This is a genomic window from Gordonia sp. X0973 (assembly GCF_013348785.1).
GTDB lineage: Bacteria > Actinomycetota > Actinomycetes > Mycobacteriales > Mycobacteriaceae > Gordonia.
Genome location: NZ_CP054691.1, coordinates 2,791,204 through 2,810,844, shown reverse-complemented (window position 1 = coordinate 2,810,844; position 19,641 = coordinate 2,791,204). Strand labels below are relative to the sequence as shown.

The window sequence follows — 19,641 nt, the reverse complement described above, 5'->3', positions numbered from 1 at the left end:
CTCCCTTAGGGATCGGGTTGGTCGTCGTCCTTCTGGCGCGGTATGCCGAAGATGGTGAAGAGGCAGGCCGCAGCAGCGAACGCGACCAAGAGCGAGAGTCCTACCGTGTAGGAGCGAGTGGCGTCGTCGTATGTCGCACCCATCACCAGCGGCGGGAAGAAGCCACCGAGTCCTCCGGCGGCTCCGACGAGGCCGGTCACCGCGCCGACCCGTGCGGCCGGGGAGGCGACGGCCACCCAGGCGAAGACCGATCCGGCACCCATTCCCATCATCACGGCCATGAGGATGAAGTCGACGCCGGCCAGCCACGGCATCGCGGGTTTGGTGATCATCCAGATCGCCAGGACCGCGGCACCGCCACAGGAGATCGCGGTGATCGGGCGCGGACCGAAACGGTCGGAGAGGGAGCCGCCGAGCGGCCTTGCCACGACCGCGGCGATGGCGAATCCGGCGGTGCGGGCGCCAGCGGACTTGAGGTCGGTGATCTCGTAGACGTCGTTGAGGTAGGTGGGCAAGTAGGTGGAGAAGGCCACGAAACCACCGAAGGCGGCTGCGTAGAGAAAGGCCATCTGCCAGGTGATCGGCAGCTTGAGCGCGTCGACGAGCTTGGGCAGCGGACGCTCGCGATTCGGTGCCCAGCTCGGTGCGTCGCGCATCATCACCCAGCAGACCGCGGCAACGACGACCAGAGCGACGGCGATGATGAGGTGCGTCGGGAAGTAGCCGAACCACTCCTTGAAACGGGGTGTGAAGAATGCAGACAGGGCTGTCCCGCCCATCCCGGCGCCAAAGACGCCGGTGGCGAATCCGCGCCGCGCGGGCTCGTACCAGTTGTTCAGGAACGGGATGCCCGCCGCGAAGCTCGTTCCGGCCACACCGAGGAAGAAGCCGATCACGATCATCAGCGGATAGGACTTCAGCTCACCGGCGACCGCCACGAGAATGACGAAGGGTGCCGACAACAACAGCAGTGAGGTGAACATGACGCGTCCACCGAACCGCGGGGTGAGCACGCCGACGACGATGCGGCCCAGTGATCCGACGAGGATGGGGACCGAGATGAGGATCGACTTCTGCGTCGAATCCAGGCCCATCTCGCCCGGGCTCGCGTAGAACACGCCCAGCGGCGCGATGAGGTTCCACGCCCAGAAGGTGATCGTGAACGCCGCTGTGGCGAGAACCAGGTTGCGGGTCTGGTCCGCGCGCAACGTGTCCGAGGCCGACGTGGGTCCAGTGTTGGTGGTCGTCATCGTCGTGCTCGATCCTTTGTGCCGATCGGGGCCCATGCCTCGGCGCGGCCCGTTCCCGACGTTGGGCGGCTATCCCGGCTGCGATAGACGATGTAGGGGCGGAACAGGTAGTGCAGCGGTGCGGTGAATATGTGCACCAACCGCGTGAACGGCACCAAGATGAACAGCACCATGCCGATCAGAACATGCACGTGGAACCGCAACGGGGCCGCCTCCATCGCGTCAATGTCGGGGCGCAGCACGAAAATCGAGCGGAACCACGGTGCGACGGTTTCGCGATAGTTCACCCCGGGACCGTGGGGATCGACCATTCCGACGACGGTGATGTACGTGCCGGCGATCAAAGCCGAGATCAATACGAGGTACATCAGCTTGTCGTTCGCGGTGGTCGCGGCGAACACCGGACCGACCGTTCGACGGCGGTACACGAGGATTGCGACTCCGACGAGCGTCGCCACCGCTGCGATCACCCCGCCGCCCGCGGCGACCCAGTGATAGGTGGACTCGCTGATCCCGATGGCAGCCGTCCACGACTCGGGAATGACCAGTCCGATCGCGTGTCCCGCGATCACCATCAAGATCCCGTAGTGGAACAGCGGCGATCCGATCCGCAGCAGCCGCGACTCGTACAGTTCGGACGAGCGGGTCGTCCAGCCGAACCTGTCGTAGCGGAATCGCCAGATCGTGCCTCCGACGACGGCGATCAACGCCAGATACGGGACGACGCCCCAGAGGAAGACACTCATCGTCGGGCCACCTCCTCGCGACGGCGGTCGGCGCCGTCGACCGGTTTGGGTGCCGAGCCGGCGAACTCGGACTTCGTGAACAACGGCATCAATCGCGGATCGCCGGAGTCGAGTCCGACCTGCTCGACGACGTCCGAACGCGCTGCCGCGCCGCGCATCGCCAGGGCGCTCGCCTTGTCCGGCGGCGAGTCGCCGGGCAGCGTGGCGCAGACCGCGAAGAGCACATCGGCGTAGGGCGACTCCTTCTCGCGCAGGGCGAGCCGAATCAACTCGACGGACGCGCGGTGCTCCACCAGCAGTTCGAGGCCCGAAGACGGGTCGACGCGGGCGGCGAACTCCAACACCATGGGCAAGTAGTCGGTCAGTTCGCCGTGGGTGTCGACCAGGAACCCGGCCTCGCGGTATCGGCGTTTGATCGCGGTGAGCGCGTCGCCCCGACGGCGCGTGTCGCCGTGGGACCAGTAGGTGAGATAGAGGGTCTGGTGTCGGGACAGGTCGAATTCGTTCACGTAGTCGCGCCGCAACTCCGCCGGATCCGCCTCGGTCAGATGGGCGACGAATCGGTGCAGGGCGTCGACGGCCGCAGACGCGGGTTGTTCGTCGAGCGCGCCGCGCAGGAGCCCGAGGCGCGCGATCAACTCGTCGTCGGGGTACTGCAGGCACCACGACGCGACCTGGTGAATCACCCGGTGATCCGCGGTGGTTGCGCGCCGCCGCAGGGCGCGCCCGAATGGGCCGCCCATCACGATCCCCCGGGGAACAGGCCGGGCGGACTGCCGTTGCCGTCCCAGTTGAGGAGATTGACCCGTCCGCGCAGCGTGTCCTCGTCGGCGGCGCGGTCCGACGTCTGCCGTTGCTTCAGAGCCTGGAAGGTCTCGACCGAGACCGGCGTCGGGCGTCCGCTCGCCTCTCCGAACGGACCGGATTCATACATGCCCGGGCCGTCCTCGTAGTCCAGGGAGCAGGCCATCTCCTCGAGCCCGTGGGCCTCCTCGCGATGCGCCGTCGGGATGACGTAGCGGTCGGCGTACTTCGCGATCGCCATCAGGTGATACATCTCGACGAGGGACTCTTCGCTCATCCCCACCGACGCGGGGATGAGCGCATTCGGCTCGCGGCCCAGGGCGACATCGCGCATGTACGAACGCATCGCGGCCAGCTTGCGCAACACGCCGGTCACGACGTCGGAGTCGCCGGCGGTGAACAACTCGGCCAGGTACTCGACGGGGATGCGCAGCGCGTCGATCGCCCCGAACAGATTGGTGTGGCTTTCCCCGTCGTGGCCCTGCTCGGTCAACAGGTCGACGATCGGCGACAGCGGGGGGACGTACCAAACCATCGGCATGGTGCGGTACTCCGGATGCAGCGGCAGCGCGACGCGGTACTTCTTCGCCAGGGCATACACCGGGGAGCGCCGCGCCGCCTCAAGCCAGTCGTCGGGAATCCCCTCGGCGCGGGCCGCGGCGATGATCTCGGGATCGGCGGGATCGAGCATCAGGTCGAGTTGTGCCTCGTAAAGGTCCTGCTCGTCGGCGACCGAAGCCGCCTCGGTGACCCGATCCGCGTCGTACAGGAAGAGGCCGATGTAGCGCAGCCGGCCGACACACGTCTCGGAGCAGACCGTCGGCTGGCCGACCTCGATACGGGGGTAGCAGAAGGTGCACTTCTCGGCTTTGCCGGTGCGATGGTTGTAGTAGATCTTCTTGTACGGGCACCCGGTGATGCACTGGCGCCAACCCCGACAGCGATCCTGGTCGACGAGAACGATGCCGTCTTCCTCGCGCTTGTAGATGGCGCCCGACGGGCACGACGCCATGCACGACGGGTTCAGGCAGTGCTCGCAGATGCGCGGCAGGTAGAACATGAAGGTCTGCTCGAAAGAGAACTTGACCTTGTCGCCGGCCTCCTGGCGGAGTTTGTCCAGAACGGGGTCCAACCGCTCGGTGGCAGCCGACCCGCCGAGATTGTCATCCCAGTTCGCCGACCAGGTGATCTTCATATCCTGGCCGGTGATGAGCGACTTGGGTCGCGCCACCGGGATATCGTCGCCCAGCGGTGCGCTGATGAGGTTCTCGTAGTCGTAGGTCCACGGTTCGTAGTAGTCGTCGAGCGTTGGCTGAACCGGGCTGAAGAAGATCGTGGCCAGTTTCTGCAACCGCCCGCCGGTGCGCAGCCGCAGTTGGCCGCGGCGGTTCACCTTCCACCCGCCTCGCCAGCGCTCCTGGTCCTCGTAGCGACGCGGATAGCCTTGGCCGGGCCGCGTCTCGACGTTGTTGAACCACACGTATTCGGTTCCCGCGCGGTTGGTCCAGGCCTGTTTGCACGTCACCGAGCACGTGTGGCAGCCGATGCATTTGTCCAGGTTCATCACCATGGCGACCTGCGCCATGACTCGCATCAGTACGTCACCTCCTGACTGCGTTTGCGGATGGTTGAGACGATGTCGCGCTGATTCCCCGTCGGTCCCAGATAGTTGAATGCGTAGGAGAGTTGGGCGTACCCGCCGATCAGGTGCGACGGCTTGACCAATAGTCGGGTGACGGAGTTGTGGATGCCGCCGCGTCGGCCCGTCGCCTCCGACTTCGGGACGTCGATCGTCCGCTCCTGCGCGTGGTGGACGTAGGTGACACCGGCCGGGATGCGATGGCTGACGACGGCCCGCCCGACGAAGACGCCGTTGGCGCTCACGCATTCGATCCAGTCGTTGTCGACGACGCCGATCGCTTCGGCGTCGGCCGGCGACAACCAGGCCGCGGGTCCGCCTCGCGACAGCGACAGCATGAACAGGTTGTCCTGGTACTCGGAGTGGATCGACCATTTGTTGTGCGGCGTGAGATACCGGACCGCGATCTCCATCTCGCCGGTCGGGCCCAGTCGGGGTTCGCCGAACAGTCGGTGCATGTCCAGGGGCGGGCGATAGACGGGCAGCGCCTCGCCGATGTCGAGCATCCAATCGTGGTCGAGGTAGAAGTGCATTCGTCCGGTCAAAGTGTGGAACGGTTTCTCCCGCTCGACGTTCATGGTGAACGGCGCGTACCGTCGCCCGCCGGTCTCCGAACCCGACCATTCCGGCGAGGTGATCACCGGCTGCGGGGCCGCCTGCGTGTCGGCGAAGGTGATGCGCTTCTCCTCCGAGCCGACGGCCAGGTCGACGAAGCTCTTGCCGGTCCGCTCCTCGAGCTTGCGGAAACCGTCGACGGCGAGCTCACCGTTGGTGGTGCCGGAGAACATCAAGATCGCCTCGGCCAATTTTTCGTCGGTGTCGATCGCGGGCCGACCGTCGACGACGCTGTCGCTCCCGTCCGGACGCATCATGACGCCGTTCTTGGCGGCGAGCTTGGCCAGCTGCGACCCCACGTCGAACGTGAGGTTCTTGACGGTGAAGCCGAGTCGGTCGGCGAGGGGGCCGACCGAGGCGAGTTTGTCGGCGAGCGCCGTGTAGTCGCGCTCGACCACGGTGAACTGCGGCAGGTTCCGCCCCGGGACACCCGGGTCCGGGGTACCGGCCCAATCCTGGACGCGGCCGTGCGGATTGGCGGTCTCGCCCGGGGTGTCGTGCTGGTTGGGCGTCACCACCAGGTCGTGCACCGTCCCCAGGTGCTTCTCGGCCTGTCTCGCCACCTCCGCCGCGAGGAGGTGGAACAACTCGAAGTCGCTCTTGGCCTCCCACGGCGGGTCGATCGCGGGGGTGAAGGCGTGCACGAAAGGGTGCATGTCGGTCGAGCTCAGGTCGTGCTTCTCGTACCAGGTGGCCGCCGGCAGCACGATGTCGCTCATCAGCGTCGTCGAGGTCATCCGGAAGTCCGCGGACAGCAGCAGGTCGAGCTTGCCCTCGGGCGCCTCGGCGTGCCAGCGGACCTCCGCCGGCCGCGGGGTGTCCGAGTCCTCGGTCCCCAACACATTGTGTTGTGTGCCGAGCAGGTGGCGCAGGAAGTACTCGTCTCCCTTCGCCGACGAGCCGAGCAGATTGGATCGCCACAGAACCAGCGTGCGCGGCCAGCTCTCCGGTGCATCGATGTCTTCGATCGACGGGGTGAGGGCCCCGTCGGCGAGCTGCCGCGCGACCCAGGTGCCGACGTCGGGCGCTTCGCCCGCGTCGACCGCGGCGAGCGCGTCCTCGGCGACGGCGAGTGGATTGGCGGAGAACTGCGGATAGAACGGCATCCAGCCCAATCGGGCCGACTGAGCGATCGCGTCGGCGGTATGCGGATGGTCGAGAACGCCGCGGGACAGGGGAGAGGCCAGAGTGGTCGTCGAATAGCCGTCGTTGCGCCACTGGTCGGTGTGCATGTACCAGAACGACGTGCCCGGTTGGGTTCGAGGCGGGCGCGACCAATCCAAACCGTTGGCCAAGGAGATCCACCCGGTGATCGGTCGGCACTTCTCCTGGCCCACGTAGTGCGCCCAGCCGCCGCCGTTGCGGCCCATGCTGCCGGTCAGGTTCAGCAGGGCGAGGATGGCCCGGTAGGTCACGTCGCCGTGGAACCACTGGCAGATGCCCGCGCCCATGATGATCATCGAACGCCCTTGGGAGTCAACCGCATTCGCGGCGAACTCGCGCGCGATTCGAATCGCGGACTGGGCCGGAACGCTGGTGATCGCGGCCTGCCACGCCGGCGTGTAGGGCGTGTCGGCGTCGTCGTAGCCGTCGGCCCATTCACCGGGGAGTCCGTCGCGCCCGACGCCGTATTGGGCGAGCATGAGGTCGTACACGGTGGTGACGAGGCGTCCGCCGATGCGGCGCGCCGGGACGCCGCGGCGCAGCACCGAGCCGCTTCCGTCCGGGGCATCGAAGGCCGCCACGCTGATCGCCACCGGCTCGGCGTCATCATCGTCGTACAGACTCAATCGCGGCACGCGGCCCTGCAGGTCGAGATTCCAGCGGCCCCGCCCCGAGTCGGCGTAGCGGAAGCCCATCGATCCGTTGGGCGCGACGACCGCGCCGGTCGCATCGTCGAGGAAGACGGTCTTCCATTCGTCTTCGTCTGCGGTGCCAAGGCCCACTTCGTCGGCGGTGACGAACTTGCCCGGCACGAGGACCCGTTGCCCGTCGTGGTCCTGTTCGTCGAGGCCGACGAGGAACGGCAAGTCGGTGAACTTGCGTACGTAGTCGGTGAAGAACGGGGTGGTCCGGTCGACGAAGAACTCCTTGAGGATGACGTGTCCCATCGCCATCGCGAGCGCGCCGTCGGTTCCGGCCTGCGCCGGAAGCCATTCGTCGGCGAACTTGGTGTTGTCGGCGTAGTCGGGGGACACGGTCACGACCTTGGTGCCGCGATAGCGGACCTCGGCCATCCAGTGCGCGTCCGGGGTGCGGGTCACCGGGACGTTGGAGCCCCACATCATCAGGTAGGTCGCGTCCCACCAGTCGCCCGATTCGGGGACGTCGGTCTGATCGCCGAACACCTGCGGGCTGGCGACCGGAAGATCGGCGTACCAGTCGTAGAAGGACGTCATCACGCCGCCGAGGAGTTGGACGAAACGGGTGCCGACGCAGTGGGAGACCATGGACATCGCCGGAATGGGGGAGAAGCCGGTGCAGCGGTCGGGTCCGTAGGTCTTGATCGTGTGCACGTGGGCGGCCGCGGCCATCTCTATCGCCTCGTCCCAATCGACCCGGATCAGGCCGCCGCGCCCGCGTGCCCGCTGATAGGCCCGGCGCCGCAACGGGTCACCGGTCACGTCGGCCCACGCGAGCACCGGGTCGCCGAGTTTCGCCTTCGCCTCCCGGTACATCTCGACGAGCACGGCGCGCGCGTATGGGTGGCGCACCCGCGTCGGCGAGTAGGTGTACCACGAGAACGCGGCGCCGCGAGGGCATCCGCGCGGCTCGTACTCGGGCCGGTCGGGACCCACCGACGGATAGTCGGTCTCCTGGGTCTCCCAGGTGATGATGCCGTCCTTGACGTAGACCTTCCACGAGCACGACCCGGTGCAGTTGACGCCGTGGGTCGACCGCACGATCTTGTCGTGACTCCAGCGGTCCCGATAAAAGACGTCACCGGCGCGGCCGCCCTCCCGGAACACCGCACGTCTGTCTTCAGTCTCGGCCCAGCGGGTGAAGAACCTCCCGACATCGAGCAGGGCCTGTGCCGATCTACCTTGAACCTGGGCTGGGCGGCTCATAAAACGGACATTAGTCCGCAAAATTCGCCGGCGTGATATCAACGCGTGAATCTTCCGACCTTGGTCCCGATTTGGGTCTGGGCTGGTGATTCCCTACACTGAAACGGTTGCCCGGGGTGAACTGTGCCCCCCGGGAGTCACAACTTCATACCCCGTCGGTGCCGGCGAAAAGCCAATGGCATCGATAGGGAAGAACCTACGCACAACTCCACTTCGTGGTAGGCCCACCGGTGACCTGGGGAAACCCAGTCCGCCGCTGCATGGGAACCGCTACGAGAAAGGTTGACGGTCAACCATGACCATGACTGACCCCATCGCAGACTTCTTGACCCGTCTGCGCAACGCCAACTCGGCGTACCACGACGAGGTGAGCCTGCCGTCGTCGAAGATCAAGACGAACATCGCCGAGATCCTCAAGAAAGAGGGCTACATCACCGACTACCGCGTCGAAGACGCGGAGGTCGGCAAGAAGCTCGTCGTGAACCTCAAGTACGGCCCGAGCCGCGAGCGCAGCATCGCCGGCCTGCGCCGCGTGTCCAAGCCGGGTCTCCGGGTGTACGCGAAATCGACCAACCTGCCCAAGGTGCTGGGCGGCCTCGGCGTGGCCATCATCTCCACGTCGTCGGGCCTGCTCACCGACCGTCAGGCAGCCAACCAGGGCGTGGGCGGCGAAGTCCTCGCCTACGTCTGGTAAGGGGCGGAGCACATGTCGCGTATCGGTAAGAACCCCATCGCCATCCCGGCCGGTGTCGACGTCAACGTCGACGGCCAGGACGTGAAGGTCAAGGGCCCCAAGGGCGAACTGTCCGTCACCGTCAGCGAGCCCATCGCGGTCGCCGTCGAGGACAACCAGATCGTCGTCACCCGGCCCAATGACGAGCGCCGCAACCGTGCCCTGCACGGTCTGTCGCGCAGCCTGATCAACAACCTCGTCGTCGGTGTCACCGAGGGGTACACCCGCAAGTTGGAGATCTTCGGCGTCGGCTACCGCGTGGCCGCCAAGGGCCGCGACCTCGAGTTCGCGCTCGGCTACAGCCACCCGGTGCCCATCGCGGCGCCCGAGGGCATCACCTTCGCGGTGGAATCGCCGACGAAGTTCACGGTGTCGGGCATTGACAAGCAGCAAGTCGGCCAGATCTCGGCGAACATCCGCCGCCTGCGGCGTCCGGACCCCTACAAGGGCAAGGGCATCCGCTTCGAAGGCGAGCAGGTCCGCCGCAAGGTCGGAAAGACGGGTAAGTAAGCCATGAGTGAAACCGCAACAGTGAACCGCAAGCCGGTCGGCAAGGACGCTTCGACGCGTCGCCGCACCGCCACCACCCGACGCCACTTCCGGCTCCGCAAGAAGATCGCGGGCACCCCGGAGCGTCCGCGCCTGGTCGTGAAGCGCAGCAGCCGCCACATCCACGTGCAGCTCGTCGACGACCTGGCCGGCAACACGCTGGCCGCGGCGTCGTCGATCGAGGCCGACGTGCGTGCGGCCGGCGTCGACAAGTCGGCCCAGGCCACCAAGGTCGGCGAACTCATCGCCAGCCGCGCCAAGGCTGCCGGCGTCGAGACCGTCGTGTTCGACCACGGTGGCCACGGCTACCACGGCCGGATCGCGGCGCTCGCCGACGCCGCCCGCGAGGGAGGCCTGAAGTTCTGATGACCATCACTATTTGCCTGATCAACAACGGAGGGACCCTCTGATGCCCGGACGTCAGCGTGACGGCGGGAACGGTCCCGCCAACAGCAACAACCCCAACAGCAACGAGCGCGGCGGCGACCGTCGCGGAGGCCGCGGCGATCGTCGCGACAACCGCGGGGGCCGTGACCGCGAGGAGCGCAACCACCTCGAGCGCGTCGTCACGATCAACCGCGTGTCGAAGGTCGTCAAGGGCGGCCGTCGGTTCAGCTTCACCGCCCTCGTGGTGGTCGGCGACGGCCAGGGCATGGTCGGCGTCGGCTACGGCAAGGCCAAGGAAGTCCCGGCCGCGATCCAGAAGGGCGTCGAAGAGGCTCGCAAGAACTTCTTCCGCGTCCCGATGATCGGCGGGACGGTCACCCACCCGGTGCAGGGCGAGGCCGCGGCCGGCGTCGTGCTCCTCCGCCCGGCCAGCCCGGGTACCGGTGTGATCGCCGGTGGCGCGGTGCGCGCCGTGCTCGAGTGCGCGGGCGTCTCCGACGTCCTGGCCAAGAGCCTCGGCTCCGACAACGCCATCAACGTCGTGCACGCCACCGTGGCGGCCCTCAAGCTGCTGCAGCGTCCCGAAGAGGTCGCCGCGCGTCGCGGTCTGCCCATCGAGGACGTGGCTCCGGCCGGCATGCTGCGCGCCCGCGCGGTCGCCGCTGCCGCGGCCACGACCAAGGGAGCGTGACCGTCATGGCCAAGAAGGAGACTGAAGTGGGCCAGCTGAAGATCACCCAGATCAAAAGCACCATCGGTACCAAGAGCAACCAGCGTGACAGCCTGCGCACCCTTGGCCTCAAGGGCATCCGCAAGACCGTCACCCGCGAGGACAACCCGCAGACGCGGGGCCTGATCAATGTGGTCCGGCACCTCGTGACCGTCGAAGAGGTTTAAGAATGACCATCAAACTCCACCACCTTCGGCCCGCTCCGGGTGCGAAGACCGAGAAGACCCGCGTGGGTCGCGGTGAGGGCTCGAAGGGCAAGACCGCCGGCCGCGGCACCAAGGGCACCAAGGCCCGCAAGAACGTGCCGGCCGGCTTCGAGGGCGGCCAGATGCCGATCCACATGCGGCTGCCGAAGCTGAAGGGCTTCACCAACCGCAACCGGGTCGAGTACCAGGTCGTCAACGTCGGCGATCTCGCCGAGCTCTTCCCCAAGGGCGGCACCGTGGGCGTCGAGGATCTCGTCGCCAAGGGTGCGGTCCGCAAGAACCAGCTGGTCAAGGTTCTCGGTGACGGCGAACTGTCGGTGAAGCTCGACATCACCGCCAACAAGTTCTCGTCGTCGGCGAAGGACAAGATCGCCGCCGCCGGCGGTAGCACCACCGAACTCTGATACCCCAGTCGGCGGGCCGGCCGGGCAGCGCGTACCGCGTTGCTCGCCGGTCCGCCGCTGGCGGACACTGTTAGAGTTTCCAGCGTTGCCCGCGACAAATAATCCTGCAGGCCCATACCGAAGTGGTCGCCACTAGGAGGAATTAGTGTTCTCCCCCCTGATCGCCGTGTTCCGCACCCCGGAACTGAGGAAGAAGATCCTCTTCGTCCTCTTTATCCTTGTGCTGTACCGGCTCGGCGCCACCCTCCCGTCGCCGGGAGTCGACTTCGGGATCGTGCAGAACTGTCTGCACAACTCCGGTGGCAAGAAGGGCGCGGAGGACCTGTACTCGCTGATCAACATGTTCTCCGGCGGCGCACTGCTGCAGCTGTCGGTGTTCGCGATCGGCATCATGCCCTACATCACGGCGAGCATCATCGTGCAGCTGCTCACCGTCGTCATCCCCCGCTTCGAGGACCTTCGCAAGGAAGGCCAGGCCGGTCAGGCCAAGATGACGCAGTACACCCGGTACCTGACGGTGGGCCTGGCGGTCCTGCAGGCCACCGGCATCGTGGCGCTCGGCTCCAGCGGCAGCCTGCTGCAGGGCAAAGAGGGTGCCGCGGGTTGCTACCCGGACCAGATCATCCACGACAAGTCGATCTGGGGCCTGTCCCTGATCGTGGTCGTGATGGTGGCCGGCGCCATGGTCGTCATGTGGTTCGGCGAGCTCATCACCGAGCGCGGCATCGGCAACGGCATGTCGCTGCTGATCTCCGCCGGAATCGTGGCGCGCATCCCGGCCGAGGGCAAGATGATCCTCAACGACCGCGGCGGACTCGCCTTCGCCCTGGTCCTGGTCGCCGGTCTCGTCATCGTCGGCGGCGTGGTGTTCATCGAGATGGGGCAGCGCCGCATCCCGGTGCAGTACGCCAAGCGCATGGTCGGCCGCAAGATGTACGGCGGTTCCTCTACCTACCTGCCGTTGAAGGTCAACCAGGCCGGCGTCATCCCCGTCATCTTCGCGTCCTCGCTGCTGTACCTGCCGATGCTGGTCAGCAACCTGACGAAGGGCGACAACGCGAAGGGCTGGCAGCAGTTCATCGACCAGCACCTGGCGAACCCGACCTCGACGGTCTACATCGTCGTCTACTTCCTGCTGATCATCTTCTTCACCTACTTCTACGTCGCCGTCACCTTCAACCCGCAGGAGCGGGCCGACGACATGAAGAAGTACGGCGGCTTCATCCCGGGCATCCGCCCCGGTCAGCCGACGGCCGACTACCTCGGCTACGTGCTCTCGCGGATCACCCTTCCCGGTTCGATCTACCTCGGTGTGATCGCGATCCTGCCTAACCTGTTCCTCAACGTCGGCAACTCCGGAGGCGTGCAGAACCTTCCGTTCGGCGGCACCGCGCTGCTGATCATGGTCGTGGTCGCCCTCGACACCGTGAAGCAGGTCAACAGCCAGTTGATGCAGCGCAAGTACGAAGGGTTCCTCAATTGAAGCTCGTGATCCTCGGCCCTCCCGGAGCCGGCAAGGGTACCCAGGCCGAATTGCTCTCCGAGGCGCTCGGTATCCCGCACATCTCCACCGGTGACCTGTTCCGCGCCAACATCGCGCAGGGCACGGCCATCGGCATCGAGGCCAAGCGCTACCTCGACGCCGGCGATCTGGTGCCCTCCGAGGTGACCGTGGACATGGTGCGCAACCGCATCGCCGAGCCGGACGCCGCCCGCGGGTTCATCCTCGACGGCTTCCCGCGCTCGATCGAGCAGGCCGAGGCGTTGACCGCGATGGGCGTGAAGCTCGATGCGGTGCTCTCGTTCACCGTCGACGCCGACGTGGTCGTCGAGCGGATGCTCGCCCGCGGGCGCGCCGACGACAGCGAGGAAGTCATCCGCAACCGCCTCGCGGTGTACGCGACCGAGACCGCTCCGCTGCTCGACTTCTACGGCGACGAGGTCACGACCATCGACGCCGTCGGCGACATCCACGAGGTGCACCGGCGCGTGTTGGCCGCGCTCGGCATCGACGACAAGCCAGACGTCTAACCGATGGGTCTCTTCGGTCGACGCGGAGTCGTCCCGTTCCGCTCGGCCGGCGAGCTCGACGCGATGGCCGCCGCCGGCGAGGTGGTGGGCCGCGCACTCGTCGCCGTCCGGGAGGCCTCGGCGCCCGGCGTCTCGACCCTCGAACTCGACGAGGTGGCCGAATCGGTGATCCGAGGGGCCGGGGCCGTGCCCTCGTTCAAGGGCTACCACGGTTTCCCCGGCTCGATCTGCAGCTCGGTCAACGATGTCGTCGTGCACGGCATCCCGTCGAAGGACGTCGTCCTCGCCGACGGTGATCTCGTGTCCATCGACTGCGGCGCCATCCTCGACGGCTGGCACGGCGATTCGGCGTGGACCTACGGCGTCGGCACCCTCTCGCGCGCCGACGAGGAGCTGAGCGAGGCGACGCGGCTGTCGCTGGAGGCGGGTATCGCCGCGATGGTGGAGGGCGCCCGTCTCACCGACGTCTCCCACGCCATCGAGCTCGGAACACTCGCCGCGCGCGAGAAGTTCAACAGGCATTTCGGCATCGTCGCCGGCTACGGCGGCCACGCCATCGGCCGCGAGATGCACATGGAGCCCTTCCTGGCGAACGAGGGCGAGCCGGGCCGCGGCCCGCGCCTCGTGGTCGGGTCGACGCTGGCCGTCGAGCCGATGCTCACCCTCGGCACCGAGGAGACCAGCGTGCTCGACGACGACTGGACCGTCGTCACCGACGACGGCAGCCGTGCCGCGCACTGGGAGCACACCATCGCGGTCACCGCGGACGGTCCGCGCATCCTGACGACCCGCCCCTAGGCCCCCTCACACCTCCAGCAGGATGGTCACCGGACCGTCGTTGACCGATTCGACCTGCATATGCGCCCCGAAGCGGCCGGTCGCCACACTCGCCCCCGCCACCCGGAGGTGCTCGACCACGGCGTCGACGAGGGGTGCGGCCACCGCTCCCGGCGCAGCCGCGCTCCAGGACGGTCGGCGGCCCTTCTCCGTGTTGGCGTAGAGGGTGAACTGGCTGACGACGAGGAGCGGCGCCCCGAGGTCGGCCGCGCTCGACGCGGTGCCATCCGGGCCGTCGAGGATTCGCAGCCGCCAGATCTTGTCGGCCAGGGCGTGCGACTGCTCGACGGTATCGGCGTGCGTGGCACCGACGAGGACCAGTAGCCCCTGGTCGCCGTCGGATAGCGCCAGCTCGCCGACCACCTCGTCGTCGACGAGGACCCGGGCCGAGCCGACGCGCTGGACTACCGCTCGCATCGCCGACTCAGCGCCGGATCTCGATCAGCGTGATCCATCCGATCCCGACGCCGGCCACGATGGACACGACGGCCCCGGCGGCCACCCAGTTCAACCCGGCCGCATTGCCGGCCAGCAGCAGCGACGCGCCGATGGTGAACAGGACCGGCGAGAGCATGCTCATCGCCAACTTGAACGGCAGTCGTCGTCGCGGGGGATGGACCCGATAGATGTCGCGCGCGGCGGCGAGCGCCATCGCGAGGGCGGCCACCGCGCCGAGCAGGATCTCGAGGCCGAGGGCGAACAGGGATTGGCCGGGGACGAGTGTCAAGCACGCCGCCATGACCGCGAGGACCAGCGCGCCGATGGCGGCGCCGCCCCGCGCGACGATGGCTGGTGCGGCGAGGATCCCGTCGAGGTTGACCGACATCGCGACGATGATCAGACCGGCCAACGCCGCACTGGCCCCGGCCACGGCGACATTGAAGTTCGCCCACGGTTCCAGCGCCGGATTCATCAGGTCAGCGCGAACTTCACGGTGACCGAATAGCTCAGCGTCTGCTGACCCGGTTCGACGGGGATGGGTGCGGCGGCGACGTCGGGGGCCGAGCGGTACGACGGGGCGGGGGTGTCGGTGGCCGTATTCGCCTCGGTGATGACGAGGGCTTTGCCGAGTTTGTCACCGGAGAGGCGGGCGTACTGGTCGGCGCGGGCCCGTGCGTCGGCGAAGGCGGCCTCGCGGGCGTTGCGCAGAAGCGCGGAATTGTCGTCGATGGCGAAGGACACCCCGGACAGCCGGGTGTTGTTGCCACCGGCGGTCACCGTGTCGCCGAGGACCTTCGACGCCTTGGACAGGTCGCGCACCTTGATGGAGACGGTGTTGCTCGCCTCGTATCCGCTGATCGTCGTCGTGCCGCCGGCGGCACCGGGGGAGGAGTAGCGCGGCTGGATCGACACCTGCTGCGTCTGGATATCCTTCTTCTCCACCCCGGCCGCGACGGCCGCCTCGGTGATCTTGGCGATCTTGTCCGACGCGGTGTTGATCGCCGCCGAGACGTCGGGGGCCTCCGCCTCGACGCCGATGGTGGCGCTGAGCGTGTCCGGCACGCCGGTGACCTTGCCGGTTCCGACGACGGTCACCGAACGCGCGCTGTCGACGTTCGAGGGCGTCGACGAGCACCCGGCGAGCAGCGCCCCGGCGACGACGGCGGCGGTGGCGACGGCGGTCACGCGCAGCGACATGCCCATCCCTACTTCGCGACGGCGTCGGCGACCGCGCTGACGACCATGCCGACGATCGCGACGATGATGGCCGCCCAGATCGCCGACCACCAGAAGTTGTTGACCACCAATCCCCAGTGGGTGACCTTCTGGGTGAACCAGGAGACGATCCACAACATGAAGGCGTTGATGATGATTCCGAACAGGCCCAGGGTCAGGATGTAGAAGGGGATCGACAACACCTGGACGAACGGCTTGATGAAGGCGTTCACGACGCCGAAGATCACCGCGACGATGGCGACGATCCCCACCTTCTGCCACGTGGCGGTAGCCGTCCCCCAATCGAACTTGAGACTGCCCGGGATGAGGAGGGTGGTGAGCCACAGGGTTACGCCGGTGGTGGCGGTGCGCCACAGGAAGGGGATCATCGTTGCGATACTGCCAGAAGGGCGTCCGCACGGCGAGGGTTTGGCGGCCCACGACGCGCCGCGACGATCATTTGGTGAGGTCACCCGAATGTTACCGGCGTATGGAAGCATGGCCAGCGTGTCAACGTTCAATCCTTTCGGCCCGGGCGCCGACCCGGGGCAACCGCGCCCCGAACCCGGGGCGTATCCCGGTGGATACCAGCCGCCCGCGGGCGGCGGGCAGCCGTGGACACCGACGAACGATCCGAATCCGGTGCAGTCGCCGGCCCCGAACCAGCCCCGGTTCGGGCGTCCCGTCGACGCCCCGGGCCGCCACGAGGCGCCGGCCTCCGGTGGAGGTCGGCACGAGGCCGGGCAGGTCTTCGACACGGGTCTGGCAACGGCCGGATACGAGCGCCAGGACCCGCTCGCGCGGCCGGGTGCGGAGGCATCCGGTGCGGGGGCGCTGACACTGGCGACGCCGCCGAACGGTCTGTTGATCCTCGCCGGCGGGGTCGCGGCGATCGGCGCCGTCGTCGGCGCGGTCGGCTGGGGCCAGTGGTGGGCGCTCCTCGGCTGGTTGTTGGCCGGGCCGATCGCCATCTGGCTCATCGCCCGCTTCATCGCGGTCGACACCTTGCGCAAGACCGCGACGGTGTACTCGCGCCCGAGCTCCACCGGGGTGTTGTGGACGGTGGCCCTCGCGGTGGTGGTCATCGCCATCGCGGTGACGGCGCTCGCGGTGGGCTTCTGGATCGGAAGGCTGTAGATGTCGAGGGGGAGTAGTGGCGGTGGTCCGGTGAAGGTGACGCGATGGCTGGCGGCCGTGGCGCTGGCGGGGTTGCTCGCCCCGCTCGGACTACTGGCGGGGACCGCAGCACACGCGGCGCCGGAGGGTGAGGCCGCGGTGTCGCGGTTCGCCTCCTGCGTGGCCGGGCAGCGCAGCGGGCAGGTGCTGTTCCTCATCGACGAGTCGTTGAGCCTGCAGAAGAGCGACGCGCAGGCGGCCCGGGTCGCGGCGGCCAAGGAATTGGCCCGCCAGCTGCAGCTGGCCGCCGAGCGAGACGGTGCCCGACTCGACCTCTCGGTGGCGGCCTTCGCCGACCGGTACCGCGTCGTCACCGATTGGACGCCGCTGAACCGCGACGCGATGACCAAGGTGAACGAGGGTCTGATGACCCTCGCGACCAGCAACACCGGCCGGGACACCGACTATGCGACCGCGCTGACCGATGCGTCGGCCGCGCTGGCCGCCAAGCGCACTCCCGATGCGGCGCCCGGATGTCAGATGATGGTGTGGTTCACCGACGGATCCCTCGACTTCGACTATCAGAACCGCGATCAGGTCGACAAGGAATTCGCCCCCGGCCAGCAGTTGCACACGCCGGCCGATCGCGACGCGATGAAGAAGGCCGCCGAGCAGGCCCTGTGCCGGCCGGGCGGCATCGCCGACCAGTTGCGCACCTCCGGCGTGATCACCGTCGCGATCGGACTCGACGCCGACGCCAAGGCCTCCCAGTTCAACCTGCTGCAGTCGATCGCCACCGGCAAGGGTCCCGGCGGTCGCACCTGCGGCACGGTCACCGAACCGGTCCCGGGCGCGTTCTATCGCGTGACCGACATCAACGACCTGGTCATGGCCTTCGCGCGGCTCGGCGGCGGTACCGGCGTCGAGACCAAGCGCGGCGCCTGCGACAACAACCGCGTCTGCGACAGCGCCAAGCACGTGTTCGTCCTGGACCAGTCGGTGTCGAGCGTCAGCATCATCGCCGACGCGACCACCAAGGGGCTGACGCCGGTCCTGGTCTCCCCCGACGGTCACGAGCACCGACTCAAGGGCGCATCCGGCCACGTCGACGTCAACGGCGTAGCCGTGGACTTCACCTCGCCGACGGATAAGTCGGTCTCCATCGAGATGTCCAACTCGGGCAAGGCGAAGTGGCGCGGTGTGTGGGCGCTGGTGTTCGTCTCGCCCGGCAAGACCGATGCGCAGACCCAGTCGAATATCCGCATCTACGGCGACCTCACGCCGCAGTGGCCGGGCAACGGCAACTACAAGCTGCGCAGCGGTGCCAAGCACGAGGCGATGCTGTTCACCGTCACGAACAAGAAGAACGAGGCGGTCGACGTGGCCGACCTGCCCGGCACCGTCACCTTTGACGCGAGCCTGGTCACCCGGAACGGGAAGACCATCCCGATCGCCTCGGAGGTGCCCAAGGACAAGCTGACCGAGAAGCACACCCTCGATCTCACCGGGGTGCCGCCGGGGGCGGCGACGCTGCACCTGACGTTGGCCGTCACGACCGCCGCAGCCCGTGATTCCAAGGGCAAATTGGTGGCCGGGACGCCGCTGGTGCCCAAGGGCGTCGACATCCCCACCGTGATCAACCCGCCCGCGGGCTACCCGCAGGTGCAGCCGCGGGTCGACTTCGGCACCGTGACCGGGGCCGGCGAGGCGACGGTGAACGTGCGGATCACCGGGGCGGGCTGCGTGTGGGTGGAGCCGCAGGGGGCGGCCAAGATCGCCGCGGCACCGGCCGAGGGGCTGTCGGTCACCTCGTCGGCGTCGAGCCGCGAATCCTGTATCAAGACCTCCGACGGCGGGGACGACGGGCAACTGCCGCTCACGCTGCACGTGCCGAACCAGGCCCGCGGCGAAGCCAACGGCACGGTGACCGTGAAGGTCGCCAAGGCCGACGGCAAGGGTGACCCGCAGTCGATGGACGTGCAGTTCACGGCGAGTCTGGCGAAGACGCAGAACGCGGCGAACACCCTGCTCGGGGTGTTGGCGGCCTTGCTCCTGGGCCCGTTGATCCCGCTCGGCCTGGCCTACCTGGCCAAGTGGTGGACGGCCCGCATCCCGGCCCGGTCGCTGCGCGCCCAGGCGATTCCGGTGACGATCAGCGGCTCCAGCGTGTTGCGCGACGGCGAGCCCTTCGCCTTCGCCGACACCGATCTGGTGCGCATGGTGCCGGGGACGGCCGCTGCGTCGCGGCACCTCGACCTCGGTGACGGGATCAGTCTGGACACCCGCGTCGGACGGTCGCCGTTCGGTACCGGATACGTGCAGGCGAGTGCGCCGGGGACGGTCGGCGCCGCGGGCAAGAGCGGCGAGACGGTGGGGCCGAACCCGGATGCCAAGCTGCCACTGGCGGTCCACAACCGGTGGTTCATCCTGCACGACCCCAACGGCGCGCCGGACCGGGCGACGGTGGTCGTGCTGGCCGGTGCCGACGCGGGGGAGCCGGTGCTCGCCCGGTTCACCGAGGAGATCACCGAGCACCTCGGACCCGGGCTCGCGACGCTGCGCGCCCAGGCCGGTGCCGCCGCGGCCGGACCCGCCGGTGCCGATCCCTTCGGCAGCGGTGGCCGCGGACCCGGTGCCGATCCGTTCGGCGCTCCGGTGCCGCCGCCCGCGCCGGGGGCATTCGGCCCGCCGCGACCGGGCGGAGCCGGGCCGGTCAATCCCTACGGCCCGCCGGCCGCATCCCCCGCCGGACCGACGGCCGCTCCGACCGATCCGGCACAATCGAACCCGCAACCGAACCCGCAACCGGGTCCGGCGGGGCAGCCGGGCCAGGCCGGGACGGATTTCAACCCGTTCCAACGGTGAGGCTG

At 68.0% G+C, this 19,641-nt stretch carries 20 protein-coding genes; 11 read left to right on the top strand and 9 right to left on the bottom strand.

Going from position 1 to position 19,641, the window contains the following annotated elements; genetic code table 11:
* Positions 1-5: 5 nt before the first annotated feature.
* From HUN08_RS13970 to HUN08_RS13950, 5 genes are read right to left on the bottom strand one after another with little or no spacing between them, the layout of a single operon-like run.
* The gene (locus HUN08_RS13970; RefSeq protein WP_124246733.1) at positions 6-1,250 is read right to left on the bottom strand and encodes a nitrate/nitrite transporter; all 1,245 of its coding nucleotides are present in this window, start codon (positions 1,248-1,250) and stop codon (positions 6-8) included.
* Positions 1,247-1,996: a respiratory nitrate reductase subunit gamma gene (gene narI, locus HUN08_RS13965; RefSeq protein ID WP_124246734.1), complete on the bottom strand. Its 750-nt coding sequence runs from the start codon at positions 1,994-1,996 to the stop codon at positions 1,247-1,249. The genes HUN08_RS13970 and narI overlap by 4 nt, the downstream gene beginning before the upstream one ends.
* On the bottom strand, positions 1,993-2,739 hold the full coding sequence (gene narJ, locus HUN08_RS13960; protein ID WP_124246735.1) for a nitrate reductase molybdenum cofactor assembly chaperone: 747 nt from the start codon (positions 2,737-2,739) through the stop codon (positions 1,993-1,995). The genes narI and narJ overlap by 4 nt, the downstream gene beginning before the upstream one ends.
* Entirely contained in the window at positions 2,739-4,394 is a 1,656-nt protein-coding gene (gene narH, locus HUN08_RS13955) for a nitrate reductase subunit beta (RefSeq protein ID WP_124246736.1), read from the bottom strand. Before narH ends, narJ begins: the two co-directional genes overlap by 1 nt.
* A complete protein-coding gene (locus tag HUN08_RS13950) occupies positions 4,394-8,122 on the bottom strand; it encodes a nitrate reductase subunit alpha (RefSeq protein WP_124246737.1) in 3,729 nt (1,242 codons plus the stop codon). Before HUN08_RS13950 ends, narH begins: the two co-directional genes overlap by 1 nt.
* Positions 8,123-8,417: 295 nt before the next feature.
* Between HUN08_RS13950 and rpsH the strand changes: the two genes are divergently transcribed.
* The 9 genes from rpsH (at position 8,418) to map (ending at position 13,960) form a co-directional block, all read left to right on the top strand.
* Complete coding sequence (gene rpsH / locus HUN08_RS13945; RefSeq protein ID WP_124246738.1) at positions 8,418-8,816, top strand: 30S ribosomal protein S8; 399 nt, start codon at positions 8,418-8,420, stop codon at positions 8,814-8,816.
* A gap of 12 nt (positions 8,817-8,828) precedes the next feature.
* Positions 8,829-9,365 carry a 50S ribosomal protein L6 gene (gene rplF / locus HUN08_RS13940; protein WP_124246739.1) on the top strand — a complete coding sequence of 179 codons (537 nt, stop codon included), beginning with the start codon at positions 8,829-8,831 and terminating at the stop codon, positions 9,363-9,365.
* 3 nt (positions 9,366-9,368) lie between these two features.
* Positions 9,369-9,770 (top strand): 50S ribosomal protein L18, encoded by a 402-nt coding sequence (rplR, locus tag HUN08_RS13935; protein WP_124246740.1) that lies wholly within the window; start codon positions 9,369-9,371, stop codon positions 9,768-9,770.
* A 43-nt stretch (positions 9,771-9,813) separates the two neighbouring features.
* The gene (gene rpsE / locus HUN08_RS13930; RefSeq protein WP_124246741.1) at positions 9,814-10,482 is read left to right on the top strand and encodes a 30S ribosomal protein S5; all 669 of its coding nucleotides are present in this window, start codon (positions 9,814-9,816) and stop codon (positions 10,480-10,482) included.
* A gap of 26 nt (positions 10,483-10,508) precedes the next feature.
* A complete protein-coding gene (gene rpmD, locus HUN08_RS13925) occupies positions 10,509-10,688 on the top strand; it encodes a 50S ribosomal protein L30 (RefSeq protein ID WP_124246904.1) in 180 nt (59 codons plus the stop codon).
* Positions 10,689-10,690: 2 nt separating this feature from the next.
* Positions 10,691-11,131 carry a 50S ribosomal protein L15 gene (rplO, locus tag HUN08_RS13920; protein ID WP_124246742.1) on the top strand — a complete coding sequence of 147 codons (441 nt, stop codon included), beginning with the start codon at positions 10,691-10,693 and terminating at the stop codon, positions 11,129-11,131.
* Positions 11,132-11,276: 145 nt separating this feature from the next.
* Positions 11,277-12,614, top strand: a complete 1,338-nt coding sequence (gene secY / locus HUN08_RS13915; RefSeq protein WP_124246743.1) for a preprotein translocase subunit SecY — start codon at positions 11,277-11,279, stop codon at positions 12,612-12,614.
* The gene (locus tag HUN08_RS13910; RefSeq protein WP_124246744.1) at positions 12,611-13,162 is read left to right on the top strand and encodes an adenylate kinase; all 552 of its coding nucleotides are present in this window, start codon (positions 12,611-12,613) and stop codon (positions 13,160-13,162) included. The genes secY and HUN08_RS13910 overlap by 4 nt, the downstream gene beginning before the upstream one ends.
* A gap of 3 nt (positions 13,163-13,165) precedes the next feature.
* On the top strand, positions 13,166-13,960 hold the full coding sequence (gene map / locus HUN08_RS13905) for a type I methionyl aminopeptidase (protein WP_124246745.1): 795 nt from the start codon (positions 13,166-13,168) through the stop codon (positions 13,958-13,960).
* Between the two features lie 6 nt (positions 13,961-13,966).
* Here the strand turns inward: map and dtd are convergent, their stop codons facing one another.
* Genes dtd through HUN08_RS13885 form a run of 4 tightly spaced genes read right to left on the bottom strand, consistent with a single transcriptional unit; the run spans position 13,967 to position 16,044 of the window.
* Positions 13,967-14,416 (bottom strand): D-aminoacyl-tRNA deacylase, encoded by a 450-nt coding sequence (dtd, locus tag HUN08_RS13900; protein WP_124246746.1) that lies wholly within the window; start codon positions 14,414-14,416, stop codon positions 13,967-13,969.
* A gap of 7 nt (positions 14,417-14,423) precedes the next feature.
* The gene (locus HUN08_RS13895) at positions 14,424-14,912 is read right to left on the bottom strand and encodes a hypothetical protein (RefSeq protein WP_124246747.1); all 489 of its coding nucleotides are present in this window, start codon (positions 14,910-14,912) and stop codon (positions 14,424-14,426) included.
* Positions 14,912-15,637 (bottom strand): SIMPL domain-containing protein, encoded by a 726-nt coding sequence (locus HUN08_RS13890; protein WP_165353392.1) that lies wholly within the window; start codon positions 15,635-15,637, stop codon positions 14,912-14,914. The genes HUN08_RS13895 and HUN08_RS13890 overlap by 1 nt, the downstream gene beginning before the upstream one ends.
* Before the next feature lie 8 nt (positions 15,638-15,645).
* Positions 15,646-16,044 (bottom strand): phage holin family protein, encoded by a 399-nt coding sequence (locus tag HUN08_RS13885; protein WP_124246749.1) that lies wholly within the window; start codon positions 16,042-16,044, stop codon positions 15,646-15,648.
* 109 nt (positions 16,045-16,153) lie between these two features.
* On the opposite strand from HUN08_RS13885, the gene HUN08_RS13880 reads away from it, so the two are divergent.
* Positions 16,154-16,792, top strand: coding sequence for a hypothetical protein (locus HUN08_RS13880; RefSeq protein WP_124246750.1), 639 nt, complete (start codon positions 16,154-16,156; stop codon positions 16,790-16,792).
* 30 nt (positions 16,793-16,822) lie between these two features.
* Positions 16,823-19,636, top strand: a complete 2,814-nt coding sequence (locus HUN08_RS13875) for a vWA domain-containing protein (RefSeq protein WP_165353391.1) — start codon at positions 16,823-16,825, stop codon at positions 19,634-19,636.
* The last annotated feature ends 5 nt before the right edge of the window (positions 19,637-19,641 follow it).

What these genes read in the sequence shown, in the direction of transcription:
- HUN08_RS13970 (WP_124246733.1), bottom strand. Translation starts at nt 1,250, where the DNA reads ATGACGACCACCAACACTGGACCCACGTCGGCCTCGGACACGTTGCGC.
- narI (WP_124246734.1), bottom strand. Translation starts at nt 1,996, where the DNA reads ATGAGTGTCTTCCTCTGGGGCGTCGTCCCGTATCTGGCGTTGATCGCC.
- narJ (WP_124246735.1), bottom strand. Translation starts at nt 2,739, where the DNA reads ATGGGCGGCCCATTCGGGCGCGCCCTGCGGCGGCGCGCAACCACCGCG.
- narH (WP_124246736.1), bottom strand. Translation starts at nt 4,394, where the DNA reads ATGCGAGTCATGGCGCAGGTCGCCATGGTGATGAACCTGGACAAATGC.
- HUN08_RS13950 (WP_124246737.1), bottom strand. Translation starts at nt 8,122, where the DNA reads ATGAGCCGCCCAGCCCAGGTTCAAGGTAGATCGGCACAGGCCCTGCTC.
- rpsH (WP_124246738.1), top strand. Translation starts at nt 8,418, where the DNA reads ATGACCATGACTGACCCCATCGCAGACTTCTTGACCCGTCTGCGCAAC.
- rplF (WP_124246739.1), top strand. Translation starts at nt 8,829, where the DNA reads ATGTCGCGTATCGGTAAGAACCCCATCGCCATCCCGGCCGGTGTCGAC.
- rplR (WP_124246740.1), top strand. Translation starts at nt 9,369, where the DNA reads ATGAGTGAAACCGCAACAGTGAACCGCAAGCCGGTCGGCAAGGACGCT.
- rpsE (WP_124246741.1), top strand. Translation starts at nt 9,814, where the DNA reads ATGCCCGGACGTCAGCGTGACGGCGGGAACGGTCCCGCCAACAGCAAC.
- rplO (WP_124246742.1), top strand. Translation starts at nt 10,691, where the DNA reads ATGACCATCAAACTCCACCACCTTCGGCCCGCTCCGGGTGCGAAGACC.
- map (WP_124246745.1), top strand. Translation starts at nt 13,166, where the DNA reads ATGGGTCTCTTCGGTCGACGCGGAGTCGTCCCGTTCCGCTCGGCCGGC.
- dtd (WP_124246746.1), bottom strand. Translation starts at nt 14,416, where the DNA reads ATGCGAGCGGTAGTCCAGCGCGTCGGCTCGGCCCGGGTCCTCGTCGAC.
- HUN08_RS13895 (WP_124246747.1), bottom strand. Translation starts at nt 14,912, where the DNA reads ATGAATCCGGCGCTGGAACCGTGGGCGAACTTCAATGTCGCCGTGGCC.
- HUN08_RS13890 (WP_165353392.1), bottom strand. Translation starts at nt 15,637, where the DNA reads ATGTCGCTGCGCGTGACCGCCGTCGCCACCGCCGCCGTCGTCGCCGGG.
- HUN08_RS13885 (WP_124246749.1), bottom strand. Translation starts at nt 16,044, where the DNA reads ATGATCCCCTTCCTGTGGCGCACCGCCACCACCGGCGTAACCCTGTGG.
- HUN08_RS13880 (WP_124246750.1), top strand. Translation starts at nt 16,154, where the DNA reads ATGGCCAGCGTGTCAACGTTCAATCCTTTCGGCCCGGGCGCCGACCCG.